We start from the raw sequence: 19082 nt of genomic DNA on the forward strand, positions 1-19082 counted from the left end.
GGGAGCAGATGCTCCCTTTTTTTACAGTATTTTCTGCGATTAACTTAGAGTAATACGCGTTCAATACCACCTTGCTTAACACTATCGATGAAGTCTTTATGCCAGTTATCCCCTTTCAGGTGTTTGGCAATTTCAACCACAATATAGTCGGTATCAATACCCGTATCTTCACTGTAGCGGCTCAGGCCTTGTTGACAGGCTGGGCATGACGTCAACATTTTCACATTGCCATTTTTCGCCTTATCCTGCCCGGTCAGTTCCTGAATCCCCTTAGTAATTTCCTCTTCCTTACGAAAACGCACCTGCGTCGCAATATCTGGACGCGCCACAGCGAACGAACCGGCTTCACCACAGCAACGATCATTTAATGCTACTTCCTGTCCCATTAAAGTACTGGCCACAGAGGTCGGCTGATACGTTTTCATAGGTGTGTGACATGGGTCATGATACATATACTGAACCCCTTCCACGCCTTCCAGCTTGACACCTTTTTCCATCAGATACTCATGAATATCCAACAGGCGGCAGCCAGGGAAGATCGCCTCAAACTGATACTTCAGCAACTGATCCATACAGGTACCGCATGAGACAATGACGGTTTTGATATCCATGTAATTCAGCGTATTCGCTAAGCGATGGAATAACACCTGATTAGATGTCGAAATCGATGTGGCTTTTTCCTTATCCCCTGTTGATGCTTGTGGGTAACCACAACACAGATAGCCAGGGGGCAGCACAGTTTCAGTGCCCACTTCATACAACATGGCTAAGGTCGCCAAACCTACCTGGCTGAACAAACGCTCAGAACCACAACCCGGGAAGTAGAAAACGGCATCTGATTCATCATTGACCTTTTTCGGATCACGTAGAATCGGAATCATTTTCTCATCTTCAACACCCAACATGGCACGTGTAGTTTGCGTCGGCAAACCTGTTGGCATTGGCTTTTTCATGAAATGAACGACTTGCTCACGAATCGGCGTTTTACCGGTCGTAGGCAGGGGACGTTTTTTCTTACTGCCTAATAAGCCTAGTGTTTTAGCAACACCATGCGCCATTTTCTGAGCCTGATACCCCCACTCAATCATGGTTTTACGCATAATTTTCACTGTCAGAGGATCGGTCGCATTCAGGTAGGCCATCGATGTCCAGGTGCCAATATTTGGACGACGCTTGCCTTGTTTCTTCAGCACTTCACGTAGTTTGATACTGACATCACCAAAGTCGATATTGACCGGGCAAGGATTCAGACAGCGGTGACATACCGTGCAGTGATCCGCCACATCATTCATCTCTTCAAAGTGACGAACTGAAATGCCACGGCGCGTTTGTTCTTCGTACAAGAAAGCTTCAATAATCAAGCCTGTACCAAGAATTTTATTCCGTGGTGAGTATAGTAAGTTGGCACGAGGCACATGAGTTGTACACTCAGGCTTACACTTACCACATCTCAGACAGTCTTTGATGTCATTGTTGATGTCACCCAGATCACTTTGTTCAAGAATCAACGCTTCCTGCTCTAACAGGCGTAATGACGGTGTATAAGCATTGTCCAGACCAGAACCGGCTAATAACTTACCGGCATTGAAATGACCATTGGGATCCACTTTCTGTTTGTACCCGGCAAAGGCATCAATGGTAGCTTTGTCCAGATATTGCATCTTGGTCAGACCAATACCATGTTCACCGGAAATAACACCACCCAGGCGCCCAGCTAATGCCATCACTTCATCGACAATGCCTTCAGCATCATGCATCATTTCGTAGTCATTAGAATTGACTGGAATGTTCGTGTGAACATTACCATCACCGGCATGCATGTGGGTGGCGACAAACAAACGACCTGAACGGTTTTCTTTATGAATACTGTCCAGCTTATTACGTAAAACACTCAGCGCTTGCCCTTGGAATAACTCTTTTAAGGGTTTTTCCATTTCTTCACGATACGAAATACGTAAGTCACGACGCTGTAGTACATTAAATAACGTATCACCGTCGAGGATATTGGCTGTAGCAGTATCAGACAGCAGGTCGGCTAAATCTTTAGCAGGTTTGTCCAGGCTGTCTAAAATTTTCTGCCAGCGTGCCATGACCACATCGACATGACGGCATGCGGCTTCGTTTTTAGAATTGACGATGGCATCGTTTTCAACACTATCACTCAAATCTTTATTGCCACACTCTTTCAGTTCTTTTGGATTAGAACTCAAATAGGTTTTCACTGCTTTCGCTGTTTTTAGCTTATTGCGTGTGGACTGAACAATGTTAATACGTTCAATACCATCGTTATATTCAGATAAACGATCCAGAGGAATAACGACGTCTTCATTAATCTTAAACGCATTGGTATGTCTGGCAATCGCCGCTGTCCGAGAACGATCGGCCCAGAAACGTTTGCGCGCTTCAGGGCTGACAGCCACAAAGCCTTCACCATCACGCGCATTGGCAAGACGAACCACTTCAGAGCAGGCTTCTGCTACCGCATCCTCATCATCCCCTACCACATCAATAAGCAAGACCATCTTCGGCGCCACTGAACGCGGCGCTTTGGTTGAGTAGTCAACTGCTTTTACATAGCGCTCATCAAGATGTTCCATCCCGGCCAGTAACACGTTTTTGTTATTGTCCAGGTAATCTTTGGTCTCTACGATAGCCGGTACGGCTTTACTTAAGTCATTACCGAAAAACTCAAGACAGACCGTACGGATATAGTCAGGCATACGATGCAGAACAAAAACAGAAGACGTGATCAAACCATCACAGCCTTCTTTTTGTATGCCCGGCAAACCACCGAGGAATTTGTTTGTCACGTCTTTCCCTAAGCCAATCTTACGTAGTTCTTTGGCAGGTATTCTCATGACTTCTGGCTCACCAATAACGGTTTTACCATCAGCTTCAAAGCGCGTTATTTTAAACTCGGCATACTCAATATCATGAATTTTGCTCAGGTTATGGTTTAACCGTTCCACTTCCATCCAGGTGGCATCCGGCGTCACCATTCTCCATGACAGCAGATTATCTAGTGCCGTACCCCACATCACGGCTTTTTTACCACCGGCATTCATCGCCACATTACCACCGATGGTGGATGCATCTTGTGAGGTTGGATCCACAGCAAACACTAAACCATTACGATCAGCTAAGTCAGAAACACGGCGTGTAACAACGCCGGCCTCAGCTCGAACGGTAGGCACTTTTTCATCACGACCAGGAATATGGCGATAAATAACTTCCCCCAGGCCTTCCAGTTTTTCAGTGTTAACCACCACACTTTCAGCCGTGAGCGGAATAGCGCCACCGGTATAACCAGTACCACCACCACGAGGAATAACTGTTAATCCCAAGTCGATACAGGCAGCAATAATTTTTGCCATTTCTTCTTCAGAGTCTGGCGTCACAACCGCTAGTGGGTATTCAACACGCCAGTCAGTGGCATCAGTTACATGTGAGACACGGGCCAGACCATCAAACTGGATATTGTGTTTTTTTGTCGTTTTGGATAAACGACGCATCACCATCTTTCTACGTTCCGCGGTGCTCAATAAATTACGTTCAAACCGCTCTACTGCTTGACGCGCACTTTTCTCCAATTGCAGAGCAAGGTCATTATTATTCTCTTCCGCGCGGATACGAATTTGATCCAGTCGATGATGCAAAGCATGACGAAGCGAGCCCCAACGCTTTTGGTTTTCGACTAAATCGTCCTGAATAAATGGGTTACGTTGGATAACCCACATATCTCCTAGAACTTCAAACAGCATTTTTGCTGAGCGGCCAGTTTTGCGTTGCTCACGGAGTTGCTGCAAAACCTCCCACATTGGTTCCCCTAGGAAACGAATGACGATTTCACGATCAGAAAATGAGGTATAGTTGTACGGAATCTCGCGAATTCGGTTAGACATGTTGACAGATAAGCCTCTTTCTAAAGTAAGAGTGATGTTTAAGAGCGGCAATTTTAACACGGGCGCGACTATAATATGACCCACATAAATTAAGCCTTTTATTAAATAAGCTTCTGGACGACTGTTTTTGCCATGGATTTGTTACATATTATCGCCTTAGCCTTATTACAAGGCCTGACTGAATTTTTACCTATTTCCAGCTCGGCTCACCTTATTTTATTACCTATTATTGCTGACTGGCAGGATCAAGGATTGGCCTTTGACGTTGCCGTTCACGTCGGAACATTAACTGCCGTTATTATCTATTTCCGTCGGACAATTCGGGCCTTGATAGTGGACTGGTTTAAGTCAGTTGCGCAAAAGCAGACTATCGGTGACAGTAAATTAGCTTGGGCAGTGCTGTTTGGCACTATTCCTGTCGGTTTAGCAGGTTTATTTTTAGGGGACCTGGTAGAAACAAGTTTCCGCAGTCCACTTGTCATTGCGACAACCACTATCGTTTTTGGCCTGTTATTGGGCTGGGCAGATTGGCAAGGTAAACGCATTCGTAATGAAAATCGACTAAATTGGTTTGATGTACTTTTTATTGGCATTGCTCAGGCGATTGCGCTGATTCCAGGTACATCACGTTCAGGCATAACAATTACTGCAGGTTTGATGTTGGGTCTAACACGAGAGGCTGCAGCTCGTTTTTCTTTTCTGTTATCAATTCCGGTCATTGTTCTCGCGGGTGGTTTAAAAATTATTGAGCTTATCGAATCACAACTTGTGATAGACTGGTTTGCTTTATGTGCTGGCGCATTATTTTCTGCCGTTAGCGCCTATTTATGCATTTTCTTATTTCTAAAAATGCTTGATCGTATTGGGATGTGGCCATTCGTACTATATCGTCTGGTGCTTGGCGTATTATTGTTTTGGTTGTTTACTTAAATAAGGTTGACAGCTTTTTCCTTAGTGCGTAATATTCTCCCTCTTTATTTAGCCCGCCTGCGTAATTATCAGGAGCAACTCGCGGATGAAAACCATAAGTGCAAAACCAGCAGAAGTTCGTCGTGACTGGTTCGTTATTGATGCTGACGGCAAAACATTAGGCCGTATGGCTACTGAAATCGCACGTCGTTTACGTGGAAAGCATAAAGCTATCTACACACCACATGTCGACACTGGCGATTACATTGTTGTTATCAACGCTGAAAAACTGCGTGTAACTGGTAACAAAATGAAAGATAAAATTTATTATCACCACACAGGTCATATCGGTGGTATCAAGTCTATCTCGCTGGAAAAACAACTCGACAAAGCACCTGAGCGTGTTATCCAGACGGCTGTCAAAGGTATGCTTCCTAAAAACCCGCTGGGTCGCGCGATGTTCGGCAAACTGAAAGTTTACGCTGGCGCAGAACACCCTCATACAGCTCAACAGCCTAAAGTGCTGGAAATCTAATCGGATATTGTCATGGCAGATTCATACTACGCTACAGGTCGCCGCAAAAGCTCAACAGCTCGTGTATTCCTGAAACCAGGCAGCGGCAACATTTCAATTAACACTCGCACACTGGAAGATTATTTCGGTCGTGAAACTTCTCGCATGGTTGTTCGTCAGCCTTTAGAGTTAGTTGACATGCTTGAAAAATTTGACCTGAAAATCACCGTTCGTGGTGGTGGTAATAATGGTCAAGCCGGTGCAATTCGTCACGGTATCAGCCGCGCACTAGTCGAATACGACAACGAATTAAAAGCTGAATTGCGTAAAGCAGGCTTTATCACTCGTGATGCTCGTGCCGTTGAACGTAAGAAAATTGGTCTTCATAAAGCACGTAAACGTCCTCAATTCTCAAAACGTTAATTGTTGGCTGCTTTTGCAGATCGAAAAAAGGCTACCCTTGGGTGGCCTTTTTTTATGGCTGGGATTCTTGCCTCACAAATAATAGGCATGTTATAAAGCCTTTTTATTAAATTCTGGCATGGAACCCAACGATGAATAAACATCTTCGTAACGCCTCAATTGCACTCACCCTCCTTCTCCCTTCTATGGCTTTCGCAGAACAAGAATCACAAATGGCTTTGTCTGTGGGTGCCTTTGAGGTTTTCGATGATAATACTGCTGCTGAGATAGGTGTTGAATATCGATTTTCCCCACAAGCGTCGGCTTTTAATTTGATTCCTACCCTTGGAGCAACGTTGACTTCTGATGGTGGTTATTGGGGCTATGCTGGTGTGAGATATGACATTTATCTCAACAACAACTGGATACTGACACCCAACTTCGCTATTGCGGCTTATGAACAAGGTGGAGGGGTTGATTTAGGTTACGATATTGAGTTCAGAACAGGTGCCGAACTTGCCTATCAGTTTAGTGATAAAAGTCGACTTGGCTTAGGTTTATATCATCTATCCAACGCTAATATCGGTGAGAATAATCCTGGTGCAGAATCATTAATTTTAAGCTATAGCTTTTAATTATCTGACTTTCTTATATAAACGCCCTTTTCCGTCGGGTTGAGTTTTAAAGCGACGATGTAACCAGAAATATTGTTCGGGCATCTGTCGAATTTGAGACTCAATCCAGTCATTTATACGTTGAGCATCGACGATATCATCGCCAGATGGATATGCCTCCCATGCAGGGAAAATTTGAATATGGTAACTACCATCTGAATTACGTTTAGGCACAAATGGCACCACTTCTGCCCCTGTCATTTTTACCATTCTGGCCGTTGCAGGAATGGTGGCCGCAGTCACACCAAAAAATTTGGCAAAGATACTATTTCTTGGGCCAAAGTCTTGATCAGGCGCATACCAGACAACTTTATTCTTACGTAATGCGCGCAACATGGCTCTGACATCATCCCGCATTACAATACCTTCGCTATGGTAAATTCGTGAACGCATCATAACGGCATTAAATAAGGGGTTCTTAAGATGTCTGAACATCACATAAGCCGGGGTTTGTAACATAATTAAGCGACCACCAATCTCCATACTGGTGAAATGCCCTGTTAGCAAAATAACTCCCTTTCCCTTTGCTTTAGCCGCTTCTAAATGCTCTAGCCCTTCATAAGTGACACGTCGGCGAAGTTGCCTATCAGATGCCCACCAGCTTATCGCGGTTTCGATCATCATCATGCCTGTATTTTTAAGGATTTTCTTGACGAGATATTCTCGTTCAGCATCGCTCATCTCTGGAAAACATAACTCCAGATTTCGTCGCACCACTTTTGCTCTTGAACGCATAAAGGGTTGCATCAACTGACCGAGCAGCATACCAATACGATATTGTAATTTGGCTGGCAAATACACTGACAAACGCATAAGTAACAGCCCCAGCCAACTTAACCAAAAGCGGGGATGTAGAAATTGTTTCTGGAAAATGTTCATTCAGGTTCTGTTGCTTTCACAAAGTAGCGCCTATGCTATCATTCCTGCTTACTTTTCGCTGCTTTATGAGTCTGATTTGAGAGTTTTTTATAATATCGTTTTTACTTTAGCTGTACCTTTTATCCTACTGCGTCTGTTGTGGCGAGGCACAAAAGCCAGTGCTTACTTCAAACGTTGGGATGAGCGGTTTGCAATCACCCTGCCGAGCGTCAATAAAAGTAAGTCAGTTATCTGGGTACATGCCGTTTCCATGGGGGAAGTTGAGGCCTGTCGGCCTTTGGTTGCAGCAATCCAATCTACATACCCTGAGCATCAGATCCTCATTACAACAATGACACCGACAGGTAGCACTCGGGTAAAAGCATTATATGCAGATAACGTTATTCACTGTTATCTACCCTATGACTTGCCGGTCATTATGCGTCGATTTATACAGGCTATCCAGCCTGTATTTGGTGTCATTATGGAAACTGAGTTATGGCCCAATCTTATTCATCATTGCCGTAAGCAAAATATTCCGTTGGTGTTGGCCAATGCAAGGATGTCTGAGCGTTCATTAAAAGGTTATCAGCGCATCCCTTCTCTAACACGAGAAATTCTACAAAGCTTTACCGTGATAGCTGCCCAAGCTCAACAAGATCGTGAGCGTTTTATAGAGCTTGGCGCCGATAGAGATAAAGTGCATGCTGTCGGTAATCTCAAATTTGAAGTCAATTTATCTCCTACTATTGTCGAGCAAGCTGAAGCCATTCGATCAATGTGGGGGAACCGCTCAGTTTTTATTGCCGCCAGTACACATGAAGGTGAAGATGAAATTATTCTTAATGCCTCACGCCAAATCCGTGCTCAGGTGCCAGATTTACTGTTAATTATTGTTCCTCGACATCCAGAGCGTTTTGATAAAGTAGCCGCTCTCTGCCAACGTGCTGGCTTCAAAATTCTTCGTCGCAGCGAAAATGGTCTCTGTCGGAGTGATATTCAGATCCTTGTCATTGATAGTATGGGTGAACTCCCTATATTTTATGCCTGCTCTGATATCGCATTTGTTGGAGGCAGTCTGGTTCCAACGGGTGGACATAATATCCTTGAACCAGCCGCATTATCTCGTCCGGTGATCGTGGGACCTCATGTCTTTAATTTTGCTGAAATTACACAGCAGTTTATTACTGCTCAGGCAGCTATCCAGGTAGGTAATGCAGAAATGCTGGCTACAACGGTGATCGAATTATTAAAAAACCCTCCAAAACGCACCGCTATGGGTGAAGCCGGACAACAGTTAATCAAGCAAAGTCAGGGCGGCAGCCAACGTTTACTCAACTTAATTAAATACAATATTCATGTCTGAAAAAGACCATTATTGGATGCAGAAAGCATTAGCGCTTGCCCGTAATGCCGAAGCTCAAGGTGAAGTCCCTGTCGGTGCGATTATTGTCCTCGATGACCAAATCATTGGCCAGGGGTGGAATCAACCCATTGCTAGCCAGGATGCCACGGCACATGCTGAAATTGTTGCCTTGAGACAGGCCTGCCAGACGATGCAAAATTACCGTTTGCCAGGCTCTGAAATTTACATCACCCTTGAACCTTGCATGATGTGTGCTGGCGCACTTGTTCATGCCCGTATCGCTCGCTGTATCTACGCAACAGCAGAACCTAAAACAGGCGCTGCCGGTAGCTGCATAGATGCTTTTGCCTTACCTAATCTCAATCACCGGGTCGAATGCACAGCAAATGTTTTAAAAGAAGAAAGTAGCCAGCTCATCAAAAACTTTTTCAGAGCAAGACGTTAAAGATATCGAGCAAGTAATGCTTTCTCAGGGATATCCCCCTGATAAGGAATATAGACTTTGTGACCACTACCAGGCGCCAGTTCAATATCATGACGTTCTTTATCTAATAACTTATCGAGTATCAGCGTTTTGTTTCCTTCAGGCATAACCAGCTCTAATTTATCACCGACAGAAAACCGGTTTTTTACATCAATCTCAAGACACTGCTTGTCAGCATCATACGCCAAAACTTCACCAACATATTGTTGACGCTCATTACTGGAATAACCATGTAAATAATTTTGCTGTTCTTGAGTCGGATGTCGCTGATAAAAGCCATCGGTATAGCCGCGGTTTGAAAGATTATCCAGTTGACCGATGAGCTCAGGGTTAAATCGACGGCCAGCCAGTGCATCATCAATCGCCTGGCGATATATCTGAGCGGTGCGGGCAACATAATAGACGGACTTGGTACGACCTTCTATCTTCAGTGAATCAACACCAATATTCACTAATCTCTCGATATGCTGAATTGCCCGGAGATCTTTTGAATTCATGATGTAGGTGCCGTGTTCATCTTCAAAAATCGGCATCAACTCGCCAGGCCGATTTGTTTCTTCTATCAAATACACTTCATCTGCCAGAGGGTGTCTCTCTTGCCCGCCACAATCAGAAAAACTGTGCTGATTCATCGCATCAAAGGCGTTAAACTCAATTTTCTGTGGCGAATCATCATTATTATCACTGGCATGCGTTTTATAGTCCCAACGGCAGGCATTGGTACATGTGCCTTGATTAGGATCTCGATGGTTAAAATAACCAGATAATAAACAACGTCCTGAATAAGCAATACATAAGGCACCATGAACAAAGACCTCCAGCTCCATATCAGGACAAAGCTGGCGTATTTCTTCAATCTCATCCAACGATAATTCGCGTGAAAGGATCACTCTGGATAACCCCATAGATTGCCAGAATTTCACTGCCTGATAGTTAACGGTATTGGCTTGTACAGATAAATGAACCGGCATTTCTGGCCAGCGTTCACGTACCATCATGATTAAACCAGGATCGGCCATAATCAATGCATCTGGCTGCATTTCAATCACCGGTTCCATATCCGCCATATAAGTTTTAATTTTTGCATTGTGTGGCATCAGATTACTTGCCACAAAGAACTGCTTACCCAAAGCATGGGCTTCTTCAATACCTTGTTGCAAAACAGGCAGTTTATGGAAATCATTATTACGCACCCGCAAACTATAGCGCGGCTGGCCAGCATAAACCGCATCGGCACCATAAGCATAGGCATAGCGCATATGCTGCAAACTGCCCGCGGGTAATAATAATTCTGGCGCATTCATCGATGATTTCCCATAGAAAAAAAGTGGATAATTATAATCTAAATCTATAAAAATCCAATAAAAACAGTAGTCTCATCACAAATACAGATCGATAACGGATGCATTCAACTCAATATAAAGTAATAATCTTTGCCTGGTAAAACATTGAGGAAGCTCATTGAGACGATTGATCATTTCTCTACTTGCTATGGCCATGTTAACGGCATGTGGAGAAGCTCCACCCCAACTCGATCAAATAAAAGAGCGAGGCGAGTTGCGCGTGCTAAGCCGATACAGCCTTACCAGCTATTACGTTAAGGGCAATGATGCTCTGGCGGGCTTTGAATATGAGCTTGCTGAACGCTTTGCTGATCGCCTGGGTGTCAAACTCAAAGTCATTGTGCCTGAAAATCTCGGCACCATGCTGCATATGATTGAAGAAGGCCGCGCAGACATTGCTGCCGCCGGTTTAACCGTTACCGAACAGCGTAAAGAATTATTACGCTTTGGCCCTGTTTATCATGAAGTCACACAGCAGCTCGTCTATAAACATGGCAATATCAGGCCGAAAGATATTACTGATATCGTCAACGGCACTCTGGAAGTCGTAGCCGATAGTAGTCATGTAGAACAATTACAGGCATTACAACAAGAAATACCAGAACTCTCCTGGCGCGAGAATAAAGAATTGGACAGTCGAGGCTTACTCGAACTGGTGCAATTAGAACTGATTGATTACACCATCGTTGACTCGAATGAAATGTCAGCAAATCAGTCACTCTTCCCCGAACTGCGTGTCGCTTTTGATATTTCTGACCCTCAGCCATTAGCTTGGGCTATGGCACCCACAGATGATGAATCACTTTATCTTGAGGTAGTGGATTTTTTCCATGATATTGAAGCCTCTGGTGAACTGGATAAGTTGATAGAAAAATACTATGGCCATATTCGTCGCTTTGATTATGTCGATACGCGTGCCATTCATCGTCGTATTCAAACGCATTTGCCACAATACAAAGACTTATTCAAAGCGGCAGCAGATGAATATGGTTTTGACTGGCATCTTCTGGCGGCCATGGCTTATCAGGAATCGCATTGGAATCCAGAGGCAGTTTCAAGCACCGGCGTAAAAGGTTTGATGATGCTAACGCGATCTACAGCAAAACAGCTCGGCGTGACCGATCGAGAAGATCCAGAACAAAGTATCTTCGCTGGTGCAGCTTACTTAGCATCGTTATATAGTCGCCTGCCCGAACGTATAAAAGATCCTGACCGTACCTGGTTTGCTTTAGCTGCCTACAATACAGGTCTTGGCCATCTTGAAGATGCCAGAGTGATCACCCAAAGCATTGGTAAAAATCCGGACTCATGGTCAGATGTCAGAGAAAGCCTGCCATTACTATCAAAGAAAAAATGGTACTCAAAAACCAAACATGGTTATGCTCGCGGCAGTGAGCCGGTGAGATATGTACAAAATACACGTCGTTATTTAAATATCATCTTACATCATGAAGATATGACCACGCCTGCAGCACCATCTATACCTGATGTAGACGAAAAATTACCTGCAGCCTTATAAAAAAAGCCCGGTGAACCGGGCTTTTTTCTATTACTTCTCAGATGATTTTTCTATCAGGAAATTCACAACGTTAAATAACTCAGGTACCCCGCCCGCTGTACTGGCATCCGTACGATAAGCACCATTAACAATAAAAGATGGTACGCCTGTGATACCTGACGTTTGGCTCATGACAAGCGCTTTTTTGACTTTTGCTTTCACACTGAAAGAATTCATTGTTTTCTTGAACTCTTCACGGTCAATACCTTGCTCAGCAACAAAATCAAGCAGTTGATCTTCAGACGTTAAACGGCGTTTTTCAACGTGAATCGCATTGAATAATTTTGAATGAATTTTATCAAGATTACCCATAGCTTCAGCGGCATAATACACTTTTGCCAACTCTAACCAGCTATCACGGAAAATCGCAGGCACTTTCACAAAGTGTACATTTTCTGGCAATGTTTTTTTCCAGGCATCCACTTCAGGCTCTAATTTAAAGCAGTGTGGGCACGTGTAAGAAAACATTTCAACGACTTCAATTTTATTATCGTCTGGTGTCGCTAGTTTCTCAGTAGTCGGAAAATAATGGGTGCCTTCAACGAAATTCATCGGCACAGCAGAAGCTGCCGTTGAAACCAGGCCTAAAAATAGTCCTGTCGCAAGGGTTTTCATTAATTTCATCATCGTTGAGTATCCTTTATTTTCAATTAATTATTACAATGTGCCATACGAATGAAGGCCACTTAAGAACATATTGACACCAAGAAAGGCAAATAAGGTCACGAATAACCCAACGATTGCCCACCATGCCATAGGTTTCCCGTTCCAACCTTTCGTTAAACGCATATGAAGCCAAGCAGCGTAGTTCAGCCAGACAATTAATGCCCAGGTTTCTTTGGGATCCCATGACCAATAACCACCCCAGGCTTCTGCCGCCCATAAGGCACCTAAAATAGTTGCTAGAGTGAAGAAAGCAAAACCCAAAGCAATAGTCTTGTACATTAAGTCATCCATCAGACCTAATTCAGGCATCGCCTTAACCCAGCGGCTGTCAGGATTAACCTGCTGTCTCCATACCACCAGCAAATAGGCCACACCTATCATCGCTGCCATGGAAAAAGCACCGTAGCCAATAAAATTGGCAGGCACATGAATTTTCATCCAGTAGCTTTGTAGTGCTGGCACAAGCGGCTGAATCTCATGAGCATTTCGTTCAAAGCTATACCAGAGTTGGAAAATAACCGCGGCGCTAATCACCAATAAAACGAAGCCACCCAAACTACGGGTTTGATAACGACGTTCATAAAACAGATATAACAAAGCAGTCACTACCGAAAAAAGAATAAAGACTTCATACAGATTACTGACAGGGATATGGCCAATATCCGCACCATGCAGATATGACTCACGCCAACGCACCATAAGTCCGATCATACCCATCGTAACCGCTGCCCAGGTTAAGCCAGTACCGACTTTTTCTGTAAAACCGGAACGAAAAATATTGCCAGCGAAATACGTCACCGTCGCCATCACAAATAAAGCACTCATCCACATAAAGGCAGACTGACTGGCAAGTATATAATTGAGCCAGAAGTTAGATTCTCCCGCTTGCAGGTTTTGGCCATACAATGAAACAGCTATCAAGCTAAGCGCTGCAACAACCAGGCTGTGCCAACGAAACCCCGGCCAATATTGTCCAAGAAAACCCATCCCGATTGCTGTCAGAGCAATGATGGTAATTTCATAATAATCGAGAATCTCGTAATAAGTACCTATTAAACCGACACTAACTAATACCATTAACACACGCCAGAACCAGGCTGCCCATGGTGTCTGTTGCGTCGAGTTCATTGTTGAGAGGTGTGCTGTCATATATTGTGCCTCATCCCATAGCAGAAACTAAGAACATCATGCTTAGTCAGAGTTCCGCGACTCTGACTGAAGTTTTGCTTTGATATCCTCAAAATAACTATCAAATTCGCGAGGGTTTCTATTCGTCATCCCCGCCAGATAAATTTGTGATTTACCCTCTTTTTCAGTAACCCAAGCCCAGAAACGTCGCTGTGGTAAATAAAATAATAAAAACACACCCGCGATGAGGAATGCACAGCCTAAATAGACAATACTTTTTCCTGGCGCATGCGCTATTTGTAAGCCTGTTGACTGAATTTGATGGTAATCGGTTAATTGCAAAAACACAGGAGAACCGTAGCGCGGTAAACTGCCTATCGCGTCAATCGCATCCTGTAGAAACAAAATCTGAGACTGATTAACTGTCTCATTTTGTTGCAAATCCAAGCCTGAAAAGTAAATACGGCCCAACATTTCTCTTAACATCGCTAAATAAGCTGGAGCTAAGGCATCACGCTCGGATTCTGGTAAGGTTTTTTCGATAAAGTCACTCACTTCACCAAAACCACCGCGGTTAAACATCTCAACCAAGGTTTCCAATGTTTTTTGTAAACTTTGTGCTAATACGTCATCATCCGTCGTTTTTAGGCTGGCAAGCGTAGCTTGTTTCATTTCTTCAGCAGCTTGCTTAACCACGGTTTCATCATGTAATCGTTTCAGGAAATGATAGAAGCCTTCCAGACCGTCATTATCATCAGCAGGTATATATAGATAAGCAAACTCCTCTGCTGGTGAGCTACGCACACCACTTAAATAAAAATATCTGCCATCACGTTCTACCGGATTCATATAATTCTGATATTCCAATGCTTCACCGGTAGGGGCTCGAAGCTTGAATCCGACGCTTGGACCAAAATTGCGTACATTCTGCGGATTATCTTCGGTAGGATCCGGATTGATATTGAAGGGTCTAAAGTCGGTGATTTCAAGCTGCATTTCTTTATCACCCCACAACATTTGCTGAGTATCAAAGACTTTTGTCTGCAAGCTGACGGGCTCACCTTTTTCTGAAAACAAAGGCCATGCTTTTAATGTCAGCTCAGAGCCACCATCACCGAAGCTGGCCTGGTAGATGGCATAACCTTTATAGATAAGTGGGTGGTTGACCGCAATCGTCGCCTCAAGTGGCTTTTTCAAATCGGGATCATGAATGACCAAATCAGATTCGAACGACTTCGGCTGCCCGGTTGGATAATGTTCTATACGAAACTCTTTTACTTCGATGGTGAAAGGTAAGTTTTGCACTAAATACCCATCACGCATGGCCAGATAAGCGACACTCGCTGCTCTGCCTTCCGGAATACTGACACTGCCTCTAAAGGCTTGTGGACCGACAGGAAGACGGCTTTCTTTTGGAATTTGTGGCAAGGGTAAATTACGCGTTTCAACATGAATGCGCCCCTGCCATTCGGCAAGTTTTAATGGTAAGTTGCTATCAAACAGACCGCCTACACAGATAACAATAATCGCCACATGCGTCAGTATGTATCCAAGACGATTCATGCCACCGCGCATTGCAGAGACTAAAATACTGCCATTCTTATCCGTTATTCGAGTTCTGTAACCATTGGATGAGAGTGTAGATTGAAGAGATTCTACCGTTTGTGCTTGAAGCTGAGGCACTTCCCATTCGCTACGATGATGCATTGACCGTAACGATTTCAGTTGCACATTGGTTCTCAGATTGAACATATCCTTGAACATTGAAGGCGCGTGACGAAACACACATACGGATGTCGAGATCACCAGTAAAGCTAATATGGCTAAAAACCAAATCGCACTGTAAACATCATATAAGCCCAGCTTTTCAAAAACGTCAAACCAATACGGGCCAAACTTTATAAGATAATCAGGATAGGGTTGGTTTTGCTGAAGAACGGTGCCGATTACAGAGGCGATAGCTAGGGTGATCAATAAAGTGATCGCTAATTCCATCGTACCTAAAAAGTGGAAAACCCGCCAAGCGAAACTGCGATGAGAAACTGATGAATCCTGATTTTGTGACATGGGGTGAGCCTTGAAACGAGTTCCGTTACTCGATTTTTTAATATTCTCTGCATAGCTAACAGACTTAGCTATGCAGAGAAAATGTGACGATTATTTCAAACCAAAGACATAAGCAGAAACCGCTTTAATTTCAGCTTCACTCATTTTGCTAGCCACATCACGCATCATGCCGTTAGGGTCATTGGCTCTTTCCCCTTTAGCAAAAGCATGAAGTTGAGCTTCCACATAGGTGCTGTATTGTGATGATAATTTAGGCCACTTTGCTGCTGGCACACCATTACCATTTGGACCATGACATGCCATACACGCAGGAACGCCAGTTTCTTTATTACCCGCACGGAAGATTTTTTCACCAGCTTCGACTAAATCTTCAGAAACGGCACCAGGCGCCATTTTTTTACTGGCAAAATAGGCCGCTAAATCGGCCATATCTTGCTCTGATAAATTCGCCACCATCGGTGCCATCAATGCGTTTTGACGCTCACCGCTTTTAAAATTAGCTAATTGTTTTTCGAGGTATCCGGCATTTTGTCCGGCTAATTTAGGAAAGGCATCTGACAAACTATTTCCATCTGTACCATGGCAAGCCGCACAAACAGCCGCTTTTTGCTTACCAGCGTTAATATCACCAGCCGCCATTGCCTGAGCACTCATCGTAACTGCCACGCCAAGCATGACCATCTTCAATAATTTTTTCATTATTTTATTACCTGAAAACTAAGCTAAATCATCATCGAGAACTTTGGGTATGCTACTCTTATTAGGATAATTTTTCACCCAAAATGGTTCCATGTCACAACTATATAGAAAAGCTTATTATAACGGCAGTGCCACCGAGCTGTCCCAGCTACCGGAAGATAGTGGGTATGAGGTTGCGTTTGCTGGCAGGTCAAATGCCGGAAAATCCAGTGCAATCAATTGCATAACAGGCATCAGCGCGCTAGCAAGGACAAGTAAAACGCCAGGTCGCACACAAATGATCAACTTCTTCAGCTTTGATGATCAGCGAGCTTTAGTCGATCTTCCCGGCTATGGCTATGCCAAAGTCCCTGAAAAAATGAAGTTAAAATGGCAGCATACTTTGGCTCAATATCTAGAAACACGTCAGTGTTTGCGGGGAATGATGCTAATGATGGATATTCGTCATCCATTGAAGCCATTTGATATACAAATGCTCACCTGGGCTAATCAGGCGGATTTACCGGTTCATATACTGCTGACTAAGTCTGACAAACTCAAAAAAGGTGCCGGTAAACAAAGCTTATTATCTGTAAGAAATGAATTGCAAAAACTGTCATTAAAAGCTTCTGTGCAGCTTTTTTCCTCGCTCAACAAATCTGGTAAAGAGGAAGCTATTCAAAAGCTAGATGACTGGTTTGAAGTCACTGATGATGCGATCCCCCCTACTGTTGACTAGATCTTATTAGCCATGAGCAAACAACGACTTAAAAGCCGACGTCAGTTTCTTCAAGGCACGGCTTTAAGTAGTGTTTTTCTTGGCTTTAGTTTACCCGTTAAAGCGCAGTCATCATTAACTGAACTCCAGCAGATACTGCCTGAGTCGATGCTAAAACCAGGCGCTAACTTTAGTAATTATGGGCAGCCTTCTATTTACGAAAAAGATATCATTCGCTGGATATCGGCCAACCCCAATGTGCCTGGCAACGGTGTCTCCTGGACACCTTTAGAAGAGTTACAAGGCACCATTACTCCTAACGGCCTGCATTATGAACGTCATCATAATGGTGTGCCTGATATCAATCCATCGACACATGAAATCATGATAGACGGTTTAGTCGATACCCCTTTAACCTTTTCGATTGATGCCTTAAAACGTTATCCACAAACCACAAAAATCTGCTTTATAGAATGTGGCGGTAATAGTAATGCTGGCTGGCGTAGTTCTCCCATCCAATCTGCTGCAGGTTATGTGCACGGACTTGTTTCTAATGCTGAATGGACCGGTGTGCCACTCAGACTTTTATTAAATGAATGTGGTGTCCAGCCGAAAGCGAAATGGGCGATAGCAGAAGCCGCCGATGGTGCCGCACTCAATGTCAGCGTTCCTATTGAAAAACTAATGAACGATGCAATATTGGCGCTGTATCAGAATGGCGAACGCCTGCGACCGGAAAATGGTTATCCTGTCCGGTTGTTGCTGCCTGGTTGGGAAGGCATCGTCAATGTGAAATGGCTAAGGCAATTAACATTAGTTGAAGAGCCTGCGATGACCCGTGATGAAACGGCTCAGTACACTGACTTATTACCTAGCGGTAAAGCTAGGCAATTCAGTTTTCCCATGCAAGCCAAGTCTCTTATTACCAGCCCTTCAGTTGGTATGACACTGCCGGATAATCCAGGTATTTACCAAGTTACTGGGCTTGCCTGGTCGGGTAATGGCAAAATCAGCAAAGTCGATGTCTCAGCTGATGGTGGTAAAACCTGGGTGGAAGCTGAGCTCCAGGCCCCAATTCTGGATAAAGCCTTCACCCGCTTTAGTCTGCCATGGCAGTGGCAAGGTCAATACGCCGTATTACAAAGCAGGGCAACGGATGAAACAGGTTATCAGCAACCGACTCGTGAAGCGCTTATCACCGAACGTGGAGACAACAGTTTTTTCCACTACAACGCTATTGTCAGTTGGGAAGTTAATGAAGACGGTCAGATTAGTCATATCTATCTTTAATAGATATCTCATCTTTGTTTTACTATTTCCTGCGACACTTGTCGCCGAGCCACTCTTTCAGCCTTTGGGCAAAAATGCTGAACAAGCATCGCAGCAATCAGCATGGAACCTCACTATTACACCGGATGGAAAAAACTTACCCGCAGGGCATGGTAATGCACAGCAAGGGGAGCAACTGTTTAAACAACACTGTGCAAGCTGTCATGGGTTTGGTGCTATAGGCGCCAGCGCAATGCCTCTGGTCGGAGATGTCGGTTCATTAACCGAGGAGTATCCAGAGAAAACGGTAAACAGTTATTGGCCTTATGCAACAACACTTTACGACTATATTCGTCGTGCGATGCCACCATCAGCCCCTTTTTCTCTAACAAGTAATGAAATCTACGCACTTTGCGCTTATATTTTAAATCAGGATGATATACTCAAGAACGATGTGGAACTCAATGAAGTCACACTACCTCAGGTAAAGATGCCTAATCGGGATGGGTTTTCTCCCGTCTATCCAAACAAACGCTGAAATAATTT

The 19082-nt window shown here is 44.0% G+C and carries 17 protein-coding genes; 10 read left to right on the forward strand and 7 right to left on the reverse strand.

Going from position 1 to position 19082, the window contains the following annotated elements:
• Positions 1 to 44: 44 nt before the first annotated feature.
• The gene (locus QQL60_RS10385; protein ID WP_284723263.1) at positions 45 to 3902 is read right to left on the reverse strand and encodes a DUF3683 domain-containing protein; all 3858 of its coding nucleotides are present in this window, start codon (positions 3900 to 3902) and stop codon (positions 45 to 47) included.
• A gap of 132 nt (positions 3903 to 4034) precedes the next feature.
• On the opposite strand from QQL60_RS10385, the gene QQL60_RS10390 reads away from it, so the two are divergent.
• The 4 genes from QQL60_RS10390 to QQL60_RS10405 all read left to right on the forward strand — a co-directional run bounded on the left by QQL60_RS10390 (position 4035) and on the right by QQL60_RS10405 (position 6362).
• Positions 4035 to 4832, forward strand: a complete 798-nt coding sequence (locus tag QQL60_RS10390; RefSeq protein WP_007146941.1) for an undecaprenyl-diphosphate phosphatase — start codon at positions 4035 to 4037, stop codon at positions 4830 to 4832.
• 85 nt (positions 4833 to 4917) lie between these two features.
• The gene (rplM, locus tag QQL60_RS10395) at positions 4918 to 5346 is read left to right on the forward strand and encodes a 50S ribosomal protein L13 (protein WP_007146942.1); all 429 of its coding nucleotides are present in this window, start codon (positions 4918 to 4920) and stop codon (positions 5344 to 5346) included.
• 12 nt (positions 5347 to 5358) lie between these two features.
• A complete protein-coding gene (gene rpsI, locus QQL60_RS10400; RefSeq protein ID WP_007146943.1) occupies positions 5359 to 5748 on the forward strand; it encodes a 30S ribosomal protein S9 in 390 nt (129 codons plus the stop codon).
• Between the two features lie 131 nt (positions 5749 to 5879).
• Positions 5880 to 6362 carry an acyloxyacyl hydrolase gene (locus QQL60_RS10405; RefSeq protein ID WP_273178685.1) on the forward strand — a complete coding sequence of 161 codons (483 nt, stop codon included), beginning with the start codon at positions 5880 to 5882 and terminating at the stop codon, positions 6360 to 6362.
• Here the strand turns inward: QQL60_RS10405 and lpxL are convergent, their stop codons facing one another.
• The gene (lpxL, locus tag QQL60_RS10410) at positions 6363 to 7280 is read right to left on the reverse strand and encodes an LpxL/LpxP family Kdo(2)-lipid IV(A) lauroyl/palmitoleoyl acyltransferase (protein ID WP_273178683.1); all 918 of its coding nucleotides are present in this window, start codon (positions 7278 to 7280) and stop codon (positions 6363 to 6365) included.
• A 76-nt stretch (positions 7281 to 7356) separates the two neighbouring features.
• Between lpxL and waaA the strand changes: the two genes are divergently transcribed.
• Positions 7357 to 8625 carry a lipid IV(A) 3-deoxy-D-manno-octulosonic acid transferase gene (gene waaA, locus QQL60_RS10415; RefSeq protein ID WP_284723264.1) on the forward strand — a complete coding sequence of 423 codons (1269 nt, stop codon included), beginning with the start codon at positions 7357 to 7359 and terminating at the stop codon, positions 8623 to 8625.
• Positions 8618 to 9070, forward strand: coding sequence for a tRNA adenosine(34) deaminase TadA (gene tadA / locus QQL60_RS10420; protein WP_040576640.1), 453 nt, complete (start codon positions 8618 to 8620; stop codon positions 9068 to 9070). Before waaA ends, tadA begins: the two co-directional genes overlap by 8 nt.
• Here the strand turns inward: tadA and trhP are convergent.
• Positions 9067 to 10413: a prephenate-dependent tRNA uridine(34) hydroxylase TrhP gene (trhP, locus tag QQL60_RS10425; protein ID WP_273178678.1), complete on the reverse strand. Its 1347-nt coding sequence runs from the start codon at positions 10411 to 10413 to the stop codon at positions 9067 to 9069. The two genes, tadA and trhP, sit on opposite strands and share 4 nt — an antisense overlap.
• Before the next feature lie 157 nt (positions 10414 to 10570).
• Here trhP and mltF point away from each other — a divergent pair, with 157 nt between their 5' ends.
• Positions 10571 to 11971: a membrane-bound lytic murein transglycosylase MltF gene (gene mltF / locus QQL60_RS10430; protein WP_273178676.1), complete on the forward strand. Its 1401-nt coding sequence runs from the start codon at positions 10571 to 10573 to the stop codon at positions 11969 to 11971.
• Positions 11972 to 12001: 30 nt separating this feature from the next.
• Here the strand turns inward: mltF and QQL60_RS10435 are convergent, their stop codons facing one another.
• The 4 genes from QQL60_RS10435 to QQL60_RS10450 form a co-directional block, all read right to left on the reverse strand.
• Entirely contained in the window at positions 12002 to 12637 is a 636-nt protein-coding gene (locus tag QQL60_RS10435) for a thiol:disulfide interchange protein DsbA/DsbL (RefSeq protein ID WP_007146950.1), read from the reverse strand.
• Between the two features lie 30 nt (positions 12638 to 12667).
• Positions 12668 to 13825 carry a c-type cytochrome biogenesis protein CcsB gene (gene ccsB / locus QQL60_RS10440; RefSeq protein WP_284723265.1) on the reverse strand — a complete coding sequence of 386 codons (1158 nt, stop codon included), beginning with the start codon at positions 13823 to 13825 and terminating at the stop codon, positions 12668 to 12670.
• A gap of 42 nt (positions 13826 to 13867) precedes the next feature.
• Complete coding sequence (locus QQL60_RS10445) at positions 13868 to 15871, reverse strand: cytochrome c biogenesis protein ResB (RefSeq protein ID WP_284723266.1); 2004 nt, start codon at positions 15869 to 15871, stop codon at positions 13868 to 13870.
• Positions 15872 to 15961: 90 nt separating this feature from the next.
• Positions 15962 to 16570, reverse strand: a complete 609-nt coding sequence (locus tag QQL60_RS10450; protein WP_007146953.1) for a c-type cytochrome — start codon at positions 16568 to 16570, stop codon at positions 15962 to 15964.
• A gap of 91 nt (positions 16571 to 16661) precedes the next feature.
• Between QQL60_RS10450 and yihA the strand changes: the two genes are divergently transcribed.
• From yihA to QQL60_RS10465, 3 genes are read left to right on the forward strand one after another with little or no spacing between them, the layout of a single operon-like run.
• Positions 16662 to 17288, forward strand: coding sequence for a ribosome biogenesis GTP-binding protein YihA/YsxC (yihA, locus tag QQL60_RS10455; protein WP_040576641.1), 627 nt, complete (start codon positions 16662 to 16664; stop codon positions 17286 to 17288).
• A gap of 12 nt (positions 17289 to 17300) precedes the next feature.
• Complete coding sequence (gene soxC / locus QQL60_RS10460) at positions 17301 to 18557, forward strand: sulfite dehydrogenase (protein ID WP_273178669.1); 1257 nt, start codon at positions 17301 to 17303, stop codon at positions 18555 to 18557.
• Entirely contained in the window at positions 18523 to 19074 is a 552-nt protein-coding gene (locus QQL60_RS10465) for a c-type cytochrome (RefSeq protein WP_273178668.1), read from the forward strand. Before soxC ends, QQL60_RS10465 begins: the two co-directional genes overlap by 35 nt.
• Positions 19075 to 19082 lie beyond the last annotated feature (8 nt).

The sequence above is a fragment of the Methylophaga thalassica genome, from assembly GCF_030159795.1.
Lineage (GTDB): Bacteria > Pseudomonadota > Gammaproteobacteria > Nitrosococcales > Methylophagaceae > Methylophaga > Methylophaga thalassica.

Excerpts from the sequence above, each read along its gene's own strand:
- rpsI (WP_007146943.1), top strand. The coding sequence starts at position 5,359 with ATGGCAGATTCATACTACGCTACAGGTCGCCGCAAAAGCTCAACAGCT.
- lpxL (WP_273178683.1), bottom strand. The coding sequence starts at position 7,280 with ATGAACATTTTCCAGAAACAATTTCTACATCCCCGCTTTTGGTTAAGT.
- tadA (WP_040576640.1), top strand. The coding sequence starts at position 8,618 with ATGTCTGAAAAAGACCATTATTGGATGCAGAAAGCATTAGCGCTTGCC.
- QQL60_RS10405 (WP_273178685.1), top strand. The coding sequence starts at position 5,880 with ATGAATAAACATCTTCGTAACGCCTCAATTGCACTCACCCTCCTTCTC.
- QQL60_RS10390 (WP_007146941.1), top strand. The coding sequence starts at position 4,035 with ATGGATTTGTTACATATTATCGCCTTAGCCTTATTACAAGGCCTGACT.
- QQL60_RS10465 (WP_273178668.1), top strand. The coding sequence starts at position 18,523 with ATGAAGACGGTCAGATTAGTCATATCTATCTTTAATAGATATCTCATC.
- soxC (WP_273178669.1), top strand. The coding sequence starts at position 17,301 with ATGAGCAAACAACGACTTAAAAGCCGACGTCAGTTTCTTCAAGGCACG.
- rplM (WP_007146942.1), top strand. The coding sequence starts at position 4,918 with ATGAAAACCATAAGTGCAAAACCAGCAGAAGTTCGTCGTGACTGGTTC.
- QQL60_RS10435 (WP_007146950.1), bottom strand. The coding sequence starts at position 12,637 with ATGATGAAATTAATGAAAACCCTTGCGACAGGACTATTTTTAGGCCTG.
- QQL60_RS10450 (WP_007146953.1), bottom strand. The coding sequence starts at position 16,570 with ATGAAAAAATTATTGAAGATGGTCATGCTTGGCGTGGCAGTTACGATG.
- QQL60_RS10445 (WP_284723266.1), bottom strand. The coding sequence starts at position 15,871 with ATGTCACAAAATCAGGATTCATCAGTTTCTCATCGCAGTTTCGCTTGG.
- ccsB (WP_284723265.1), bottom strand. The coding sequence starts at position 13,825 with ATGACAGCACACCTCTCAACAATGAACTCGACGCAACAGACACCATGG.
- yihA (WP_040576641.1), top strand. The coding sequence starts at position 16,662 with ATGTCACAACTATATAGAAAAGCTTATTATAACGGCAGTGCCACCGAG.
- trhP (WP_273178678.1), bottom strand. The coding sequence starts at position 10,413 with ATGAATGCGCCAGAATTATTATTACCCGCGGGCAGTTTGCAGCATATG.
- QQL60_RS10385 (WP_284723263.1), bottom strand. The coding sequence starts at position 3,902 with ATGTCTAACCGAATTCGCGAGATTCCGTACAACTATACCTCATTTTCT.